Genomic DNA, 17130 nt, shown 5'->3' with positions numbered 1-17130 from the left:
TTAGGTGGGTTTTAAGGGTTTCTCTCTTTAAAAGGGCTCCCGGAAATTTTAGGGGTCTTGCTCATTTCAAATTCTACAGTCGCTCCACTCATTATTTGCTCATGGGTGATATACGTTTTGTCATACGGCTGTCCGTTAACTTTGATAGATTGGATATAGATATTTTCTTTATTGACTTTGGGAGCGAGTACGGTAAAGGTTTTTCCATTTGAAAGGTGTAGCTGCATTTCCGGGAACAACGGAGTTCCTATTTCATATTTACCGCTGACAGGATTTACAGGATAGAATCCCATAGCGCTGAATACATACCATGCTGACATTTGTCCGCAGTCTTCGTTGCCGCAAAGACCGGCCGGTTCGTTCTTATAAAGCTCGTTCATTACTTTCGCCACATATTCTTGCGTGCGGTTTTCCTGTCCTATGGCATTGAACAGGTAAATAACGTGATGGCTCGGTTCATTACCATGTGCATATTGCCCTATCATACCTGTACTGAAAATGGGCAGCTCATCATCTGCTGCCGGATGGTAGGTAAACATGCTGTCCAGTTTTTCGGCAAAGCGGTTTTTATCTCCTACAAGGTCGATCAGCCCGTCAATATCATGCTGTACGGACCAGAAATATTGCCATCCGTTGCTTTCGCAGATGTGTGGTGTATAGTTATCGGCTTTGAAATCCTTGATAAAGACGCCTTTGTCGTCACGTGGCTGCATGAAAGAAGTGGTGGGGTTATAGACATTCTTGTAGTTTTGAGAACGTTTGTAAAATTCGTCCGCAATGTCTTGCTTACCCAACTTCTTTGCCATTTCGGCAATACAGTAATCATCGAAAGCATATTCCAGAGTTTTGGATAACGACCAGTTTTCTGCGTTGTAGTGGTCTGTTACATTGTAAGGTATGTATCCTAGTTCTTTGTAGAGTCCGATACCGCGATAATTATCCAGATTGGCTGTTGCTATGCAAGCATCGAGGGCTTTCTTGGCATCAAAGTCACCGATTCCTTTCAGATAGGCATCTACAATGACAGGGACAGCATGATAACCGATCATCATATCTGTTTCACTTCCATAGAAGTTCCATACAGGCAGACGTCCGTTCTGTTCGTAAAAAGCGATGAAAGATTTCACCATGTCGTTAACACGTTCCGGCTCGGTGTAGGTAAAGAGGGGATGGGCGGCACGGTACGTATCCCATAAGGAGAAAGTACTGTAATTTACCCAGCCGCCGGCCTGGTGCACTTTCTTATCGGGGCCATAGTAAGCTCCGTCTACATCACTGTAAATAGTAGGTGCAATCATTGAGTGATAGAGAGCAGTGTAGAAATTAACTTTATCATTTTCGTTATCCCCTTTTATTTCAATCTTTCCGAGTTGATGATTCCAGTTTGCTTTCGTTTCGGCCAGGTATTTGTCGAAGTCGTTTTCGGGGACTTCTGCTTGCAGGTTCTTGGCTGCGCCTTCCATGCTGACACCGGAAATAGCGGTGTTTACTAGTATCTGTTCATCCTTTTGGGTGTTGAAGTCGAAACGGGCGATCACGGCAGTACCAATGCGTTTATTATCTTTGATGATAGCGGTAGTGTCCAGTTTCATTTTCTCAAAAGGCTTGGAGAAGCGGGTGCGGAAATAGATATGCTGGTCGCGCGCCCAACCGTCAGAGAAACGGTAACCTTGAATAGTGACGGAGTCTACGACTTCGATATGAGAATCGTTGGTGAAATCCCAGTTCATGGCTTTCTTCAGGTTTAAGAAGATGGCGGATTGGGCTTCCGGGAATGTATAACGTTGGATACCACAACGCTCGGTGGCAGTCAGTTCAACATTGATATTGTAATCAGTCAGACGTACTTGATAGTAACCGGCATGGGCACTTTCATCTTTATGGGAGAATTTAGAGTGGATGCCAAGTGGAGCCTCTGCTTCCTTGTAGGGAAGGGTGACAGGCATGAAAGAAATGTCATACAAGTCTCCTGCTCCGGTGCCGGAGAGATGCGTGTGGCTGAAGCCGGCAATCGTACTATCCGGATAGAAATAACCGGAGATACGATCCCAACCGGGAAGTCCGTTATCCGGACTAAGTTGTACCATGCCAAAAGGAGCTTGGGCACCAGGATAAGTATTTCCGGTGAAGTCGGTTCCAATAAATGGATTTACATAAGATGTGTAATCTATTTCGTGTTTTTCTTGTGTAGAGGTACAAGAAATGAGCATGCAGGTTAGCAGCAGGCATAGATAAGCTGGTGTTCTCATTGCTTTTTAGGTATTAGTGATTACTTATTTTATTTATTTGAAGGATAAGAAAAATAATTAATCAGGTCACAAAGGTAGAAAAAAACTGTGACAAGCCTAAATTCTAGGCTTAATATTTTTTAAGAGAGACAAATAGACTTCTACATCTGGTCGATATTCCTTGGCATCGGACAACGTATTCCTCCGTGCCGCAGGGTTGTTTCATCGATGTCGGACGGGGTGCTCATCAGTGCCTCGATTTGTATAATATTTAGGCGCGGATTACACGGATCACACGGATTTTTATTCTTTAAACCGTGAAATCCGCGTAATCCGCGCCTAATTTTAAATCTTTATGTAAAGTGAGCCTGTTATCTTCTTATCAGGCCCTTTTTATTTACTTTTAGATTCCTGCTAGCTCCAGTACTTTTTCAACAGCTGCCGGTAGGCCGTCAGTGTTTTTACCTCCTGCGGTTGCAAAGTGAGGTTGGCCACCGCCGCCACCTTGAATCAACTTGGCAGCTTCTTTCACCAGATTACCGGCTTTCAGACCACCCGCAACCAGGTTGTCGCTAAGCATGACTGTCAGCATCGGTTTACCGTTGTCTATACTTCCGGCAACGAAGAACAGGTTTTCTGTAATCTCGCCACGAAGTTGGAAAGCTATATTCTTCACTACTTCTGCCGGTAGCGGAGCACAGAACTTAACCACTTTGATGCCGTGAATTTCCTGTATATTCTTCAACAGTCTTTCCTTCAGAGCTGCTTCTTTTTCTTTCATGAAGTCTTCTACCTGCTTCTTCAATCCTGCATTTTCATCCAGATATTTGCGGATTGCAATACCCAAATCAGGAGCATTGTTGAAAAGAGCTTTCAAATCACTAAGTGTATCTTGCACTGTATCCAGCAATTCTTCTACACGCGCTCCGGTATAGGCTTCGATACGACGAACACCGGCAGCAACAGAACTTTCCGACATGATTTTCACCATACCGATATTTCCGGTTGCAGCTACGTGTGTACCTCCACAGAATTCAATAGAAGAACCGAACTGGATCACGCGTACTTTGTCACCATACTTTTCACCAAAGAGAGCGATAGCCCCCAATTCTTTAGCTTCCTCGATAGGAATGTTGCGGTATTCTTTCAAAGGAATATTGGCACGAACTCTCGCATTGACGATATGCTCTACCTTACGGATTTCTTCATCGGTCACTTTCTGGAAGTGAGAGAAGTCGAAACGTAATGAATCCGGTGTAACCAATGAACCTTTCTGTTCGATGTGTTCACCCAACACTTCACGCAAAGCAGCATCCAACAAGTGAGTCGCCGAGTGATTGGCTGCGCAGGCAGCACGTTTGTCAGTGTCTACACAAGCCATCATCGGAGCTTCCGGATGTTCGGGTAACTTTTTGGTAATATGTATCGGGAGATTGTTTTCTTTCTTGGTATCGATCACTTCAATCGTTTCGAATTCGCTTACCAATACGCCGGTATCACCGACCTGGCCACCACTTTCTGCATAGAATGGAGTATAGTCAAGTACAATCTGATACAATGTTTGGTTCTTTTGTTTGATCTGGCGATAACGAAGGATAGAAGCTTCGTATTCAGTGTAATCGTAACCAACGAATTCGGTCGTACCTTCTTTCAGCACAATCCAGTCACCAGTCTCGATAGCGGCAGCATTACGTGCACGCTGTTTCTGTTGCTGCATTTCTTCATTGAACTCTTCAATGTTGACAGTCATTTCGTTTTCACGGAGAATCAGTTCTGTCAAGTCGAGTGGGAAACCGAATGTATCATATAAAGTAAAGGCATCCTTACCGCTGATTTCTGTTTTTCCGCTGGCTTTGGTATCTTCCATGGTCTTGTCCAGTAAGCGGATACCTGTTTCCAGTGTGCGGAGGAATGATTCTTCTTCTTCCTTGATTACTTTTTCAATCAGTGTTTTTTGTGCAACCAGTTCAGGATAAGCTTCTCCCATGTTATCAATCAATACAGGAAGCAACTTATACATAAATGCCTGTTTCTGTCCGAGGAAAGTATATCCGTAACGAACGGCACGGCGAAGGATACGGCGGATCACATAACCTGCTTTCGCATTAGAAGGCAACTGACCGTCTGTGATAGAGAATGCAATGGTACGGATATGGTCGGCAATTACACGCATGGCGATGTCCTGCTGCTTGTCTTTTCCGTATTCTGTACCCGACATGGCTGCAATAGCTTTTAGTATTGGCTGGAATACATCTGTGTCGTAGTTGGATGTTTTTCCTTGTAAAGCCATACAAAGACGTTCGAATCCCATGCCGGTGTCAATAACCTTGGCTGGAAGCGGCTCAAGGCTGCCATCTGCTTTGCGGTTGTATTGCATGAATACGAGATTCCAGATCTCAATCACCTGTGGATGATCGTGGTTCACGAGGTCGCGACCGGAGATCTTGGCACGTTCTTCAGCAGGACGAAGGTCGATATGGATTTCGGAACAAGGTCCGCAAGGTCCTGTATCACCCATTTCCCAGAAGTTATCGTGTTTGTTACCGTTGATGATGTGATCTTTTGGCAAGAACTGTTCCCAGTAAGAAGCAGCTTCGTCGTCACGGCTCAATCCTTCTTCGGGACTTCCTTCAAATACGGTTGCATAGAGATGTTCCGGATTCAGTTTCAAGACCTCTACCAGATATTCCCACGCCCAGCTGATTGCTTCTTTCTTGAAATAATCGCCAAACGACCAGTTCCCAAGCATTTCAAACATGGTGTGGTGGTAGGTGTCGTGTCCAACTTCTTCCAGGTCATTATGTTTTCCGCTAACGCGCAAACATTTCTGCGAGTCCGCGACTCTTTGGTATTTCGCCGGGTGGTTACCCAAAATAATATCTTTAAACTGGTTCATCCCCGCGTTCGTAAACATCAGGGTAGGGTCATCTTTAATCACCATCGGAGCCGAGGGGACGATGTGGTGTCCTTTCGACTCAAAGAAATTCTTGAATGAATCTCTGATCTCTTTTGCAGTCAACATATTCTTCTATATATCTATCGTTGAGGTTAATATTCTCAAAAAACTGTGCAAAGATAGCTTGTTTTTATTACTTTTGCCGTATTAACAAGCGAAATATTTCCAAAAAGATGCGCAAAGTATACTACATCTATAATTCAAAGACCCAGACTTATGATCGAATTTACCCTACCGTACGGCAGCGTGCGCTTAGTATCCTGCGCCGGCTTTTCTATGGAATGGGGTTGGGAGCAGGTTGCTTTATTGTATTGCTTCTGATTTTTGGCTCTCCATCGGAGAAAGAATTAAGAATTGAGAACAGCCGTCTTTTGGCACAGTATAATGTACTTTCCCGTCGTCTGGACGACGCTATGGGAGTACTTCAGGATATCCAGCAGCGTGACGATAATTTGTACCGGGTGATTTTGCAGGCCGATCCTGTTTCTCCGGCTATCCGCCAAGCTGGTTATGGCGGGACGAACCGTTACGAAGAACTGATGGATTTGGCGAATTCTAAGTTGGTAGTGAATACGACTCAAAAACTGGATGTGCTCTCCAAAAGACTGTATATTCAGTCGAAATCTTTCGACGATGTGATTGATATGTGTAAGAACCATGATGAGATGTTGAAATGTATTCCGGCTATCCAGCCTATTTCGAATAAAGATCTTCGTCAGACAGCATCCGGTTATGGTACACGTATCGACCCTATTTACGGTACGACAAAGTTTCATGCAGGTATGGACTTCTCTGCTCATCCGGGAACAGATGTATATGCTACCGGAAACGGAACTGTAGTGAAAGTAGGATGGGAGACCGGATATGGGAATACCATCGAAATCGATCATGGTTTCGGATATCTCACTCGATATGCTCACTTGCAAGGATTTAATACGAAAGTCGGAAAGAAAGTAGTGCGTGGTGAGATTATCGGAAAAGTGGGGAGTACAGGAAAGAGTACCGGTCCGCATTTGCATTACGAAGTGCATGTGAAAGGACAGGTCGTGAATCCGGTCAATTATTATTTCATGGACTTGAGTGCCGAAGATTATGAAAGGATGATTCAGCTGGCAGCCAATCATGGTAAAGTATTCGATTAAAATCTTTAAACAGGAGTGCTATGCTTAATACAGATAAAGAATTGAAGCTATATTATTCAATAGGAGAGGTTGCCGATATGTTCGGAGTCAATCCGTCGTTACTCCGTTTTTGGGAAAAGGAATTTCCGCAAATCTCGCCTAAAACAGCAGGAAGAGGAATACGTCAGTATCGTAAGGAAGACGTAGAAACGATCGGACTTATCTATCATTTGGTCAAAGAGAAAGGGATGACACTTCCCGGTGCCCGGCAACGTTTGAAGGATAATAAAGAAGCTACAGTTCGTAATTATGAGATCGTTAATAAGCTGAAAGCGATCAAAGAAGAGCTTTTGGCCATTAAACGCGAACTGGATGGGCGGGAATAAATGAAAGCTATTCCTCTACACGGCTCACCTGTTTGATATTCTGTATTTTCTTCAGATTGTTGCAGATAGTTTTTACATCATCCACATCATGTACCCACAACTGGATTTTTCCTTCAAAGATGCCATCTTCGGTTTCGATGGTCAGCTTACGGATATTTACATTGAGCTGTCTGGAGATGACCTGGGTGACTTCATTCAAAAGTCCCATGTTGTCTATACCTTTTATATATATATATACCAGGAAAGACAGTTCTTTATGTGTATCCCATTCGGTCGCTAATATGCGGTTGCCATAGCTGCTCTTCAATTTGGCGGCAACAGGGCATTGGCGCTTGTGAATAATGATCCGGTCGTTTTCATCCACATATCCCAATACATCGTCACCGGGAATAGGATGGCAACATTCGGCCATGATATATTTCTTCTGCAAACTTTCTTCCGTCAGTTTGAGCACCTCTTTCGGGTTGATTTTTTCTTTTTCCTGCGGTTCTTTCTCTTCCTGCTTCTCTTTGCTATTGCCGAAAGAGAAAGTCAGATATTTCTTCCAGTTACTGGTTTGCTTTTCTTTCAGTTCATTCTTGTCTGCTTCTCCCAGAACGATTGCTTTACTACCAATGGCAGCCAGCAATTCTTCCTCATTCTTGGCATTATGCAGTTTGCGTAGCTTTTCGATAACAGCTTCTTCCGGACGGACTTCCTCCTTTTTCAGAAACTCACTAAGGATTTCTTCCCCTATCTTTTGATTTGCTTTACGCTCTTTACGGAGAATGGCTGCTATCTTGGCACGGGCACGGGCAGTGGTTGCAAAAACTTCCCATTGCGGTTGTACGCGTTGCGATTTTGAAGTCAGGATTTCAACTTGGTCACCACTTTGCAATTTGTGGCTCAACGGCACTAATTTATGATTGACTTTAGCGCCAATACAATGGCTACCAATATCCGTGTGCAGGGAAAATGCGAAGTCGAGAGCCGTAGAGTTCTGCGGCATAGTCTTCAGTTCGCCTTTAGGAGTGAACACGAATATTTCAGATGCAAATAAATTTAGCTTAATGGTATCCAGGAAGTCGATGGCATCCGGTTGCGGATCATCTAATATCTCCTTAATCGTTCTCAACCATTTTTCTAATTCGCCTTCATCCTCGCTACCTCCCCCTTCTTTGTATTTCCAGTGGGCTGCGAAACCTTGTTCGGCAACGTCGTTCATCCGTTCACTACGAATCTGGACTTCAATCCATTGTCCGTTGTTACCCATCAGAGTGACGTGCAATGCCTGATAACCATTAGCTTTAGGATGGCTGACCCAGTCGCGCAAACGGTCCGGATGGGGTTTGTATATCTTGGAAATAGAAACGTAGATATCGAAACAGTCGTTGAGTTCTTCTTCTTCATTGCGTGGTTCGAAGATGATTCGAACAGCCAGTAAATCGTATATTTCTTCGAAAGGAACATGCTTGGTCTGCATCTTGTTCCAGATGGAATAGATTGATTTTACACGGGCAAGTATCCGGTATTTCAATCCCATCTTATCCAGTTGGGTACGGATCGGGGCTGTGAAGTCGTTGAAGACCTTGTCACGTTCAGCGGCAGTAGCATTCAACTTCTCTTCTATTTCCGCATATTCTTCGGGATGTTCATATTTGAAGCTTAGATTCTCAAGCTCCGTTTTTATCTTATAGAGCCCCAAACGGTTGGCAAGTGGAGCATAGATGTAAAGCGTTTCGCCTGCAATCTTATATTGCTTGTTGGGTAACATGGAGCCAAGAGTACGCATGTTGTGCAAACGGTCCGCTATCTTGATAAGAATGACCCGGATATCGTTCGACATGGTGAGCAGTAACTTCTTGAAGTTCTCTGCCTGTGCCGAAGCACGGTCACCGAAGATTCCACCGGATATTTTAGTCAGTCCGTCCACAATCTGGGCAATCTTCGGACCAAAGATATTCTCGATGTCTTCCACTGTGTAATCAGTGTCCTCTACCACATCATGCAGCAAGGCTGCACAAATAGAAGTGGAACCGAGACCTATTTCATTGCATACAATGCTGGCAACGGCAATCGGGTGCATAATATAAGGTTCACCCGAACGGCGTTTGATTCCTTTATGCGCCTGATTGGCAAAGTTGAAAGCTTTCGTAATGATTTCAACTTTTTTGCGATGTTTAGTATTGAGATAGTCATTCAGTAGTTCGTGGAACGCCTGATTAATCATCTCTTCGTCAGCTATTTCTTTGGGGGCCAGATTATCCATAATTGTTATCCTTTCACTTGCTTAGTTCTGCAAAAATAAGCAAATTTCCGAACGATGCAAGCAGGAAGTTATTTATTTGTATATTTTCAATCGTTTTCCTGCTGCAATTTTAGTGTTAGACATTCCATTCCACCTTTGTATATCCTTGATTGTGACGCCATACTTTCCGGCGATAGTGGATAAAGTGTCTCCACTTTTTATTGTGTAATAGGTCAGTTTCCCCTTACCGGCAACTGCTGTTGTCGTTTTACGGGTTGCAGGTGTAATATCCTTTACAGCAACGGTTTTGCGGTTGCGGAACAACTCATCGGCACGATGTGCATAAATCGTATCTTGCTTATCGATAAAAGTACTGATCGCGTCGATAGGGAGTCTTAGCGTATAAGGTTTGCTGTCACCCGGAATCATTTGCTTCTTATATTGCGGATTCAAACTCTTGATCTGATCCAGAGGTACATTACAAAGGTCAGCGATTTGTTCGAAGTGTAGATTTTGGTTTACTTGCACTGTGTCAGTACTTGCCGGAATATTGGTTTCCATCGGGCAGATATTGTGGTCGCAGTAGTAAGTCATCACGTAGTTGGCAGCGATAAAGGCAGGCACATAACCACGCGTTTCTTTAGGCAGGTAATTGTAGATTTTCCAATAATCAGTTTCGCCATTGGCACGGCGGATTGCCTTATTGATTGTACCGGGTCCACAGTTATAAGCAGCAATTACCAGATTCCAGTCTCCATAGATATCATACATTTCTTTGAGATAACGAGCGGCAGCCCAAGTTGCTTTAATCGGGTCACGACGTTCATCTACCAGGCTGTTTGATTCCAAACCATAAATTTTACCTGTACCAATCATAAATTGCCACAGACCGGAAGCACCTGCACGTGATACGGCTGATGGGTTCAACGCAGATTCGATAATCGGCAGATATCTTAGTTCCAGTGGAAGTCCGTATGCATCCAGTGCTTCTTCAAAAATAGGCATATAGAAGTTGCAGGCACTTAGCATGAAAGAAACCTGATTGCGCAAGCGTCCTGCATACATATCGATGAATTTGCGGATAATATCATTATAAGGCATTTCCATGATGGCCGGGATGCGTGACAAGCGGTCGATATAGACAGAGTCACTGAATAAAGGATTGATTTCAGCCGTACTGCAATCCTTGCCTAAATCAATATAATTTTTAGCTTTCCAGTCATTCAACAGACTGTCAAGTGGATAAGTCATACTTTTAGGCAGGTCGATGCTTTCTTTGCGTTCAGTTCCATTTTCACGAATCACTACATCTACACTTTGCGCTTTTACCTGCGACGTGGCCACTAGTAAAAGAAAAATAATCGAACAATAGCTAACTAATTTCTTCATGCTTCAATAATAAGATCAATCTAAATTGTGTTTTTAAAATCGTAATACGCATTGCAGGCCAACCGACTTGTTTTTAAAGCTGTTGGAGCGGAACTGGTTGTTATTATCAATAACGGCCGGCTCTACTTTCATGCTCAAGTCGGGGGTTATATCGAAGTTGGATAACTCTGCATCTACATAAGCGTCGATGATAGAGATCAGGTAAACTCCGATAAATGCAAATATACTAAGGTCCCGATAGCGACGGAACATATCTTTTCTTCTTTTTAAGGTGTTTTTCAGCTGCTCCTCATTATAAGTGGAGTTCGGGGGCAACAAATCCTCGTAACTTTTGGTGTTCGGATTGCTGTCCATGATATCCAGATAGGCTTGCGAATAGTCTTTGTACATCTTGCCGTTCCAGCTTAACGCGTAGGCACAACCTGCAAACCCTCCATATATAATAGGTAGTTTCCAGTATTTACGATTGTAAATTTGTCCTCCACCGGGGAATACGACTGCCAACCAGGTAGCTTTGGTCGGATTCGGGATAAATATCTTCTTGTTAATATCTTGAGTCGTTGGCGGTACACTGTCGGTCTTTACAATAATCGATGACGGCTGTTCTATCTTTTTCAGCTCTTTCTTGTTGGCTGCGTCCAGACTGTCTGCTATCTGTATCTTGGCAGCTGATAAGCTGTCGATGGCCGGAAGTTCTTTGGAGGGTATGATCCGGATAGAATCCTGTCTTGTCGAATCCTGTGCAATCGGTTCGCGATGCCTTCGTGCACGGGCTTTCGGTGCTTCACGCTGTATGATTGTTGTATCTTTCCGTACTGGAGTAACAGTGGACTGTGCATACACATCAATCCCTGCCACCTGTAAAAAACAGAGAAGCAGGGCGCTGACTAGTAACTGATATTTCTTACTTTTTCTTGTCATTTACTTCTTTAGCGTATCGAAGATTTCCATGATACGTTCCAGTTCCTCCTCGTTACCGAAAGGAATACTGATCTTTCCCTTTCCCTTTTCAGAGCAGGTGAGTTGTACCTTGGTGTTGAAAAAGCCAGAGAGTTGTTGCTTCAATAAGTTGAACTCTTCGGGAAGTTTGGCACGTTTCGGTGTTATTTTCCGCGTACCGCTTTTCACCGCTTCTCCTTCGCTTAATGATTTAACAATTTCTTCTACTTTGCGGACTGAATATCCGTGCTCTTGTATTTCTTCGAATATTTTAACTTGTAGTTTCGGGTCGCCTAATGAAATCAGCGCACGGGCATGTCCCATGTCCAACTGCTTGTTTTGCAGGGCCATCTGTATGGGAGCCGGCAATTTTAGTAAACGCAGGTAGTTGGCGATTGTCGTTCTTTTCTTTCCGATACGTTCGCTAAGACGTTCCTGTGTCAGTTCATACTGATCGAGCAGATGCTGGTAGGCAAGTGCGATTTCTACGGCATTCAGGTCTTCACGCTGGATATTTTCAATCAGCGCCATTTCCATCATGTTTTCGTCGTCGGCGGTGCGTATATAAGCAGGGATTGTTTTCAAGCCTGCTCTTTGTGAAGCGCGATAACGACGTTCTCCCGCGATGATCTGATATTCATCGTCCGAGAGTTTGCGTAAAGTAATAGGTTGGATGATACCGATTTCCGCAATGGAATCAGCCAGTTCCTGCAACGCTGTTTCGTCAAACTCACGGCGGGGCTGGTTAGGATTGACAGTAATCTTTGCCAGCTCTATTTCATTAATGGAAGAAGACCCTTCGGTTTTCACATCATCCATTGAGAGCAAGGCGTCTAAACCGCGTCCTAATGCATTTCTTTTTTGTGTTGCCATATCTTCTTCTTTTATTTATTTCGGTTGATAATCTCTTTAGCAAGAGCCAAGTGGTTCTTGGCACCGGTAGATTCCGCATCGTAAAGGATGGTCGGAACACCGTAGCTGGGAGCCTCGCTCAATTTTACATTTCGTTGAACAACGGTATTGAACACCAGTTCTTGAAAATGCCGTTTCACTTCGTCATAGATCTGATTAGCCTGACGCAGACGAGAATCATACATCGTCAGCAGGAAACCTTCGATCTCTAAAGCCGGATTCAGTTTCGACTTGATGATTTTAATGGTATTCAATAGTTTGCTGATACCTTCAAGAGCGAAATATTCAGCTTGAACGGGAATAATCACCGAGTCCGCTGCCGTTAGGGCGTTGATCGTGATTAGTCCTAATGAAGGAGAACAGTCTATCAGAATATAGTCATATTCTTTTTTCAAAGGAGTGAGTACTTCCTTCAGTATCTTTTCTCGGTTTGGGAGGTTCAGCATTTCAATCTCTGCCCCTACAAGATTGATGTGCGAAGAGATCACTTTCAAAGAATCAATCTCCGTGTCAAGGATAGCGTCCTGTACGTTGGCTCTGTCAATAATACACTCATAGATAGTGCATTCCGACTGCTTGATGTCTACTCCCAGACCGGAAGAGGCATTAGCTTGCGGGTCGGCATCTATCACGAGTACCTTTTTTTCCAGTGTAGCAAGTGAAGCTGCGAGGTTAATCGTAGTCGTTGTTTTTCCTACACCACCCTTTTGATTGGCCAAAGCAATAATTTTTCCCATATTCTCTAAATTTATTGGCAGCGAAATAAGTGATAAATCCTTAGAGCGCCTACGAAAAAAGAGAAACTTTGCAATTTCTGTTGATAAGTCGCCTGTTTTGTTAATAACTGTCGGACGAAACGGTTACAAAACTTCAACAGGTTGCATCATCTACTTTTCTCTTTAACGAGCTTGCAAATATACATATTTATATTGGATATCTATTTCTTTTTTTGCTCGCTTGCAGAAGATTAAGATTTGTAAACGGGTAGGAATGGGGTGGAAAGAGACTTTTCGATCTGATGCAGGGAGGTGTTTGGCGGTACGGCTTCTTTTTGTTACTTTTGTGCGAATATAAAAAAGGAAAGGATTGAAGATATGGAAAATGAAAAGCCGTTGATACTTGTTTCAAATGACGATGGCGTGATGGCTAAAGGGATTAATGAACTGGTGAAGTTTCTTCGCCCTTTGGGAGATATTGTGGTAATGGCACCTGATGCTCCGCGTTCGGGCAGTGGTTGTGCGCTGACGGTGACGCAGCCTGTTCATTACCAGTTAGTAAAGAAAGAGGTAGGTTTAACTGTTTATAAATGTTCGGGAACGCCGACCGATTGTATCAAATTGGCACGGAACACAGTGCTCGACCGGACACCGGACTTGGTAGTCGGTGGTATCAATCATGGGGATAACTCCGCCACTAACGTGCATTATTCCGGCACGATGGGAGTGGTGTTCGAAGGTTGTTTGAATGGAATCCCTTCTATTGGCTTCTCTTTGTGTAATCATGAACCTGATGCCGATTTTGAAGCTGCTGGACCTTATATTCGCAGTATTGCCGCCATGGTACTGGAAAAAGGACTTCCTCCTTTGACCTGCCTGAACGTAAATTTCCCGAATACAACCGATATCAAAGGAATCAAAATCTGTGAACAGGCAAAAGGTCGTTGGACGAACGAATGGGCTGCCTGTCCCCGTCTGAACGATCCGAATTATTTCTGGTTGACCGGCGAATTTACCGACCACGAGCTTGAAAATGAGAAGAATGATCATTGGGCTTTGGCAAATGGCTATGTTGCTATCACTCCGACCACGGTTGATGTGACAGCTTATCACTTTATGGATGAACTTAACAAATGGTTTAATTAGTTGATAAATGATAGGTGATAAGCGATAGATGTTGAGTTGAGAATCGGTTACAAGACACGACTTAGTGGTTGTCATGTTTTAATTTTCACCTATCATTTATCCCCTATCACCTATCATTTATCCCCTATCACCTATCAACTATTATGAAGTATTATTTGATTGTCGGCGAAGCTTCCGGCGACTTGCACGCTTCTCATCTGATGGCTGCCTTAAAGGCCGAAGATCCGCAGGCTGATTTCCGGTTTTTCGGAGGTGATTTGATGGCTGCCGTTGGAGGAACGATGGTGAAACATTATAAAGAACTAGCGTACATGGGGTTTATTCCCGTGTTGCTCCATCTGCGCACTATCTTTGCAAATATGAAGCGTTGTAAAGAAGACATTGTTTCCTGGCAACCGGATGTTGTTATTCTGGTGGACTATCCGGGATTCAATCTGGATATAGCCAAGTTTGTCCATGCAAAGACACAGATTCCGGTTTATTATTATATTTCTCCGAAGATATGGGCGTGGAAAGAGTATCGCATTAAGAATATAAAACGAGATGTAGACGAACTTTTTTCCATTCTTCCTTTTGAAGTAGAGTTCTTCGAAGGAAAGCATCAATATCCCATCCACTATGTTGGAAATCCTACCGTGGATGAGGTGGTGGCCTATCAGGAAGCTCATCCGAAAAATAAGGATTTGTTTATTGCGGAGAATCAACTGGAAGATAAACCGATAATAGCTCTTCTTGCAGGTAGCCGGAAACAGGAAATCAAAGATAATCTGCCGGATATGTTGAAGGCGGCTTCTGCTTTTCCTGATTATCAGCTTGTTCTGGCGGGTGCTCCTGCCATTGCTCCCGAATATTATAAAAAATATGTAGGAGAGGCGAAAGTGAAAATCATTTTCGATCAAACCTATCGTTTGTTGCAACACGCAGATGTGGCTTTGGTCACTTCAGGCACGGCTACTCTTGAGACGGCATTGTTCCGTGTTCCCCAAGTCGTTTGTTATCACACTCCGATAGGGAAAATAGTTTCCTTCTTGCGGCGTCATATCTTGACCGTGAAATTTATTTCGTTGGTTAATTTGATTGCCGACCGTGAAGTGGTAAAAGAGCTGGTGGCGGATACGATGACCGTGAAGAATATGCAGAGTGAATTGAAAAATATCATTGGAAATGAAGCATATAGAAATGAAATGCTTTCGGGATATGAATATATGGCTGAACGGTTGGGACCTGCCGGTGCTCCCCGTCGTGCAGCTCGTGAAATGCTGCATTTGTTGAAAAAATAACTTTCTTTTTCTGAATAAACGTAAAGCCGATGCAGTAATTGCACGGCTTTTTTATTTATTAAGCAGAAGACTAAAAAAGAAAGGAAAAAAGATATGAAAAAATTTAAGTGGCTTTTAGGAATGTTGTTATTGGCATTAGTGCCAATGTTGCAATCATGTGATGATGATGGCTATTCTATCGGAGACTTTAGCTGGGACTGGGCGACCGTTCGTGCAACCGGTGGAGGAGGCTATTATTTGGAAGGTGATCGTTGGGGATTGATTGATCCGGTTGCTACTTCCATACCTTGGTTTAAACCGGTGGACGGTGAACGTGTAGTGGCTTTTTTCAATCCTTTGTATGACATGGAAGGAGGAAAAGGAGTTCAGGTGAAGATGGAAGGTGTACAGGAATTGTTGACAAAGGAAGTAGAAGATATGACCACAGAGGAAGAAGCGGTGGAATTCGGCAATGATCCTATCCTGATTTATCAGGGTGATATGTGGTTGGGAGGAAAATTCCTGAATGTAATTTTTCGTCAGGAACTGCCTCGCTCGGAGAAACATCGTATCAGTCTTGTGCAAAATAAGATAGAAACGGGAGAACCGTCAGAACCGGGAACATTGAATGTGGCTGAAGATGGTTACGTACATTTGGAACTGCGTTATAATACGTATGAAGATGTAACCGATTATTGGGGATGGGGACGAGTTTCTTATAATCTGGAAAAGTTCTTCCCAACGGAGAAAGATTCTGAATCAACAATGAAAGGTTTTAAAGTGACTATAAATTCAAGAGAACATGGAGAAGGAAGAGTGATCGTTCTTGATCTGGATCATCCGGTAGGTGTGCCGGAAGCTGCGAAGGATGTACACTCCACTTCTTCGATCCGATAACCTAACTATGATTTACTGTGTGTGAAAAAGGTCGGGATACTTCTATCGAAGTTCCCGACCTTTTGTATTGTGTGCAATTCTAATTGATGAGAAAAACTCCTGTTAGAACCACGTTAATGCATATAGATAAACGACTGCTGCCGGTATAGCCATCAAAGAACTGTCAAACCGGTCGAGCATCCCTCCATGTCCCGGAAGGATATTTCCCGAATCCTTTACGTGCAATTGGCGTTTTAGCAATGACTCCGTCAGGTCGCCCCATGTGCCAAATATAACCACTACCAATGCCAGTCCTGCCCATTCAATCATTGACATAAATGGGAAGTAGTGAGCAAGTATAAAAGATACTCCGATTGCTACAACTCCGCCGCCGATAGAACCTTCCCATGATTTTTTCGGGGAGATGCGTTCAAAGAGTCGGTGTTTGCCTATCAGTGAACCGATGCAATAAGCACCCGTGTCATTCAGCCAAAGGAAAATAAAGATGGATAACGGTAGAATCGGATTATAGCTTATGCTACTGAATTCCGACGCTGGGTCGTTATGGAAAGCCAATACATTTAGCAAAGCAAAAGGCAGGCCGATATAAAGTTGGCTAAGCATCGAATAAGCCCAGTTAAGTACCGGGTTCTCCTTTTTCAGATACAATTCGCTAATCATCATGTAAAGCAATAAAAGCACATACGGGATGAATATTTTCGAATCGGCTGCATCAATGCAGAATCCCATGATTGCGAGGAATAAATAAGCCCCGCCGAGCATATTAATGGTTTTGTTTATCTTGACTCCTTCTGCGCGCATATTTACCAGCTGTGCAAACTCATAAATAGTCAGTGCACTGATAGCGGTGAACAGAATGCCAAAACTGAATGCATCATAAAGGATGCACCCTACCAAGATGGCAACGAAGAGTACACCTGTAATAGCTCGTTTTATGAAATTATTAATCAAAAT

The 17130-nt window shown here is 43.5% G+C and carries 13 protein-coding genes; 5 read left to right on the top strand and 8 right to left on the bottom strand.

The features are described from left to right. Window positions 1–11: 11 nt before the first annotated feature. Window positions 12–2249: a GH92 family glycosyl hydrolase gene (locus tag I2I13_RS01670; protein ID WP_195648578.1), complete on the bottom strand. Its 2238-nt coding sequence runs from the start codon at window positions 2247–2249 to the stop codon at window positions 12–14. A gap of 382 nt (window positions 2250–2631) precedes the next feature. Continuing rightward, window positions 2632–5250: an alanine--tRNA ligase gene (alaS, locus tag I2I13_RS01665; protein WP_074638093.1), complete on the bottom strand. Its 2619-nt coding sequence runs from the start codon at window positions 5248–5250 to the stop codon at window positions 2632–2634. A 107-nt stretch (window positions 5251–5357) separates the two neighbouring features. On the opposite strand from alaS, the gene I2I13_RS01660 reads away from it, so the two are divergent. Beyond that, a complete protein-coding gene (locus I2I13_RS01660; RefSeq protein ID WP_074638095.1) occupies window positions 5358–6326 on the top strand; it encodes a M23 family metallopeptidase in 969 nt (322 codons plus the stop codon). A 20-nt stretch (window positions 6327–6346) separates the two neighbouring features. Continuing rightward, complete coding sequence (locus I2I13_RS01655) at window positions 6347–6691, top strand: MerR family transcriptional regulator (protein ID WP_004301384.1); 345 nt, start codon at window positions 6347–6349, stop codon at window positions 6689–6691. Between the two features lie 7 nt (window positions 6692–6698). On the opposite strand, the gene I2I13_RS01650 is transcribed toward I2I13_RS01655, so the two are convergent. From I2I13_RS01650 to I2I13_RS01630, 5 genes are all read right to left on the bottom strand, one after another. Continuing rightward, the gene (locus I2I13_RS01650) at window positions 6699–8939 is read right to left on the bottom strand and encodes a bifunctional (p)ppGpp synthetase/guanosine-3',5'-bis(diphosphate) 3'-pyrophosphohydrolase (protein WP_008776780.1); all 2241 of its coding nucleotides are present in this window, start codon (window positions 8937–8939) and stop codon (window positions 6699–6701) included. A 72-nt stretch (window positions 8940–9011) separates the two neighbouring features. After that, window positions 9012–10307: a lytic transglycosylase domain-containing protein gene (locus tag I2I13_RS01645; RefSeq protein ID WP_074638096.1), complete on the bottom strand. Its 1296-nt coding sequence runs from the start codon at window positions 10305–10307 to the stop codon at window positions 9012–9014. A gap of 33 nt (window positions 10308–10340) precedes the next feature. Next, a complete protein-coding gene (locus I2I13_RS01640) occupies window positions 10341–11228 on the bottom strand; it encodes a DUF5683 domain-containing protein (protein WP_195648577.1) in 888 nt (295 codons plus the stop codon). Further along, on the bottom strand, window positions 11229–12119 hold the full coding sequence (locus tag I2I13_RS01635; protein ID WP_009000352.1) for a ParB/RepB/Spo0J family partition protein: 891 nt from the start codon (window positions 12117–12119) through the stop codon (window positions 11229–11231). It abuts the gene before it with no gap. An 11-nt stretch (window positions 12120–12130) separates the two neighbouring features. Further along, a complete protein-coding gene (locus I2I13_RS01630) occupies window positions 12131–12895 on the bottom strand; it encodes a ParA family protein (protein ID WP_122135576.1) in 765 nt (254 codons plus the stop codon). 357 nt (window positions 12896–13252) lie between these two features. On the opposite strand from I2I13_RS01630, the gene surE reads away from it, so the two are divergent. From surE to I2I13_RS01615, 3 genes are all read left to right on the top strand, one after another. After that, window positions 13253–14020: a 5'/3'-nucleotidase SurE gene (surE, locus tag I2I13_RS01625; protein ID WP_148366462.1), complete on the top strand. Its 768-nt coding sequence runs from the start codon at window positions 13253–13255 to the stop codon at window positions 14018–14020. Between the two features lie 143 nt (window positions 14021–14163). Continuing rightward, a complete protein-coding gene (gene lpxB / locus I2I13_RS01620; RefSeq protein ID WP_195648576.1) occupies window positions 14164–15300 on the top strand; it encodes a lipid-A-disaccharide synthase in 1137 nt (378 codons plus the stop codon). Between the two features lie 93 nt (window positions 15301–15393). Next, window positions 15394–16176 carry a NigD-like protein gene (locus I2I13_RS01615; RefSeq protein ID WP_148366460.1) on the top strand — a complete coding sequence of 261 codons (783 nt, stop codon included), beginning with the start codon at window positions 15394–15396 and terminating at the stop codon, window positions 16174–16176. Window positions 16177–16278: 102 nt separating this feature from the next. Here I2I13_RS01615 and I2I13_RS01610 read toward each other — a convergent pair whose 3' ends face one another. Then, window positions 16279–17127, bottom strand: a complete 849-nt coding sequence (locus I2I13_RS01610) for a phosphatidate cytidylyltransferase (protein ID WP_195358420.1) — start codon at window positions 17125–17127, stop codon at window positions 16279–16281. Between the last annotated feature and the right edge of the window lie 3 nt (window positions 17128–17130).

This window comes from Bacteroides sp. D55t1_190419_B8 (assembly GCF_015558905.1).
In the GTDB taxonomy this organism is placed as follows: domain Bacteria; phylum Bacteroidota; class Bacteroidia; order Bacteroidales; family Bacteroidaceae; genus Bacteroides; species Bacteroides vicugnae.
This window is presented reverse-complemented; position numbering and strand designations above follow the sequence as displayed.

Coding starts and splice junctions, on each gene's coding strand:
- I2I13_RS01670 (WP_195648578.1), bottom strand. CDS start 2,249: ATGAGAACACCAGCTTATCTATGCCTGCTGCTAACCTGCATGCTCATT.
- alaS (WP_074638093.1), bottom strand. CDS start 5,250: ATGTTGACTGCAAAAGAGATCAGAGATTCATTCAAGAATTTCTTTGAG.
- I2I13_RS01660 (WP_074638095.1), top strand. CDS start 5,358: ATGCGCAAAGTATACTACATCTATAATTCAAAGACCCAGACTTATGAT.
- I2I13_RS01655 (WP_004301384.1), top strand. CDS start 6,347: ATGCTTAATACAGATAAAGAATTGAAGCTATATTATTCAATAGGAGAG.
- I2I13_RS01650 (WP_008776780.1), bottom strand. CDS start 8,939: ATGGATAATCTGGCCCCCAAAGAAATAGCTGACGAAGAGATGATTAAT.
- I2I13_RS01645 (WP_074638096.1), bottom strand. CDS start 10,307: ATGAAGAAATTAGTTAGCTATTGTTCGATTATTTTTCTTTTACTAGTG.
- I2I13_RS01640 (WP_195648577.1), bottom strand. CDS start 11,228: ATGACAAGAAAAAGTAAGAAATATCAGTTACTAGTCAGCGCCCTGCTT.
- I2I13_RS01635 (WP_009000352.1), bottom strand. CDS start 12,119: ATGGCAACACAAAAAAGAAATGCATTAGGACGCGGTTTAGACGCCTTG.
- I2I13_RS01630 (WP_122135576.1), bottom strand. CDS start 12,895: ATGGGAAAAATTATTGCTTTGGCCAATCAAAAGGGTGGTGTAGGAAAA.
- surE (WP_148366462.1), top strand. CDS start 13,253: ATGGAAAATGAAAAGCCGTTGATACTTGTTTCAAATGACGATGGCGTG.
- lpxB (WP_195648576.1), top strand. CDS start 14,164: ATGAAGTATTATTTGATTGTCGGCGAAGCTTCCGGCGACTTGCACGCT.
- I2I13_RS01615 (WP_148366460.1), top strand. CDS start 15,394: ATGAAAAAATTTAAGTGGCTTTTAGGAATGTTGTTATTGGCATTAGTG.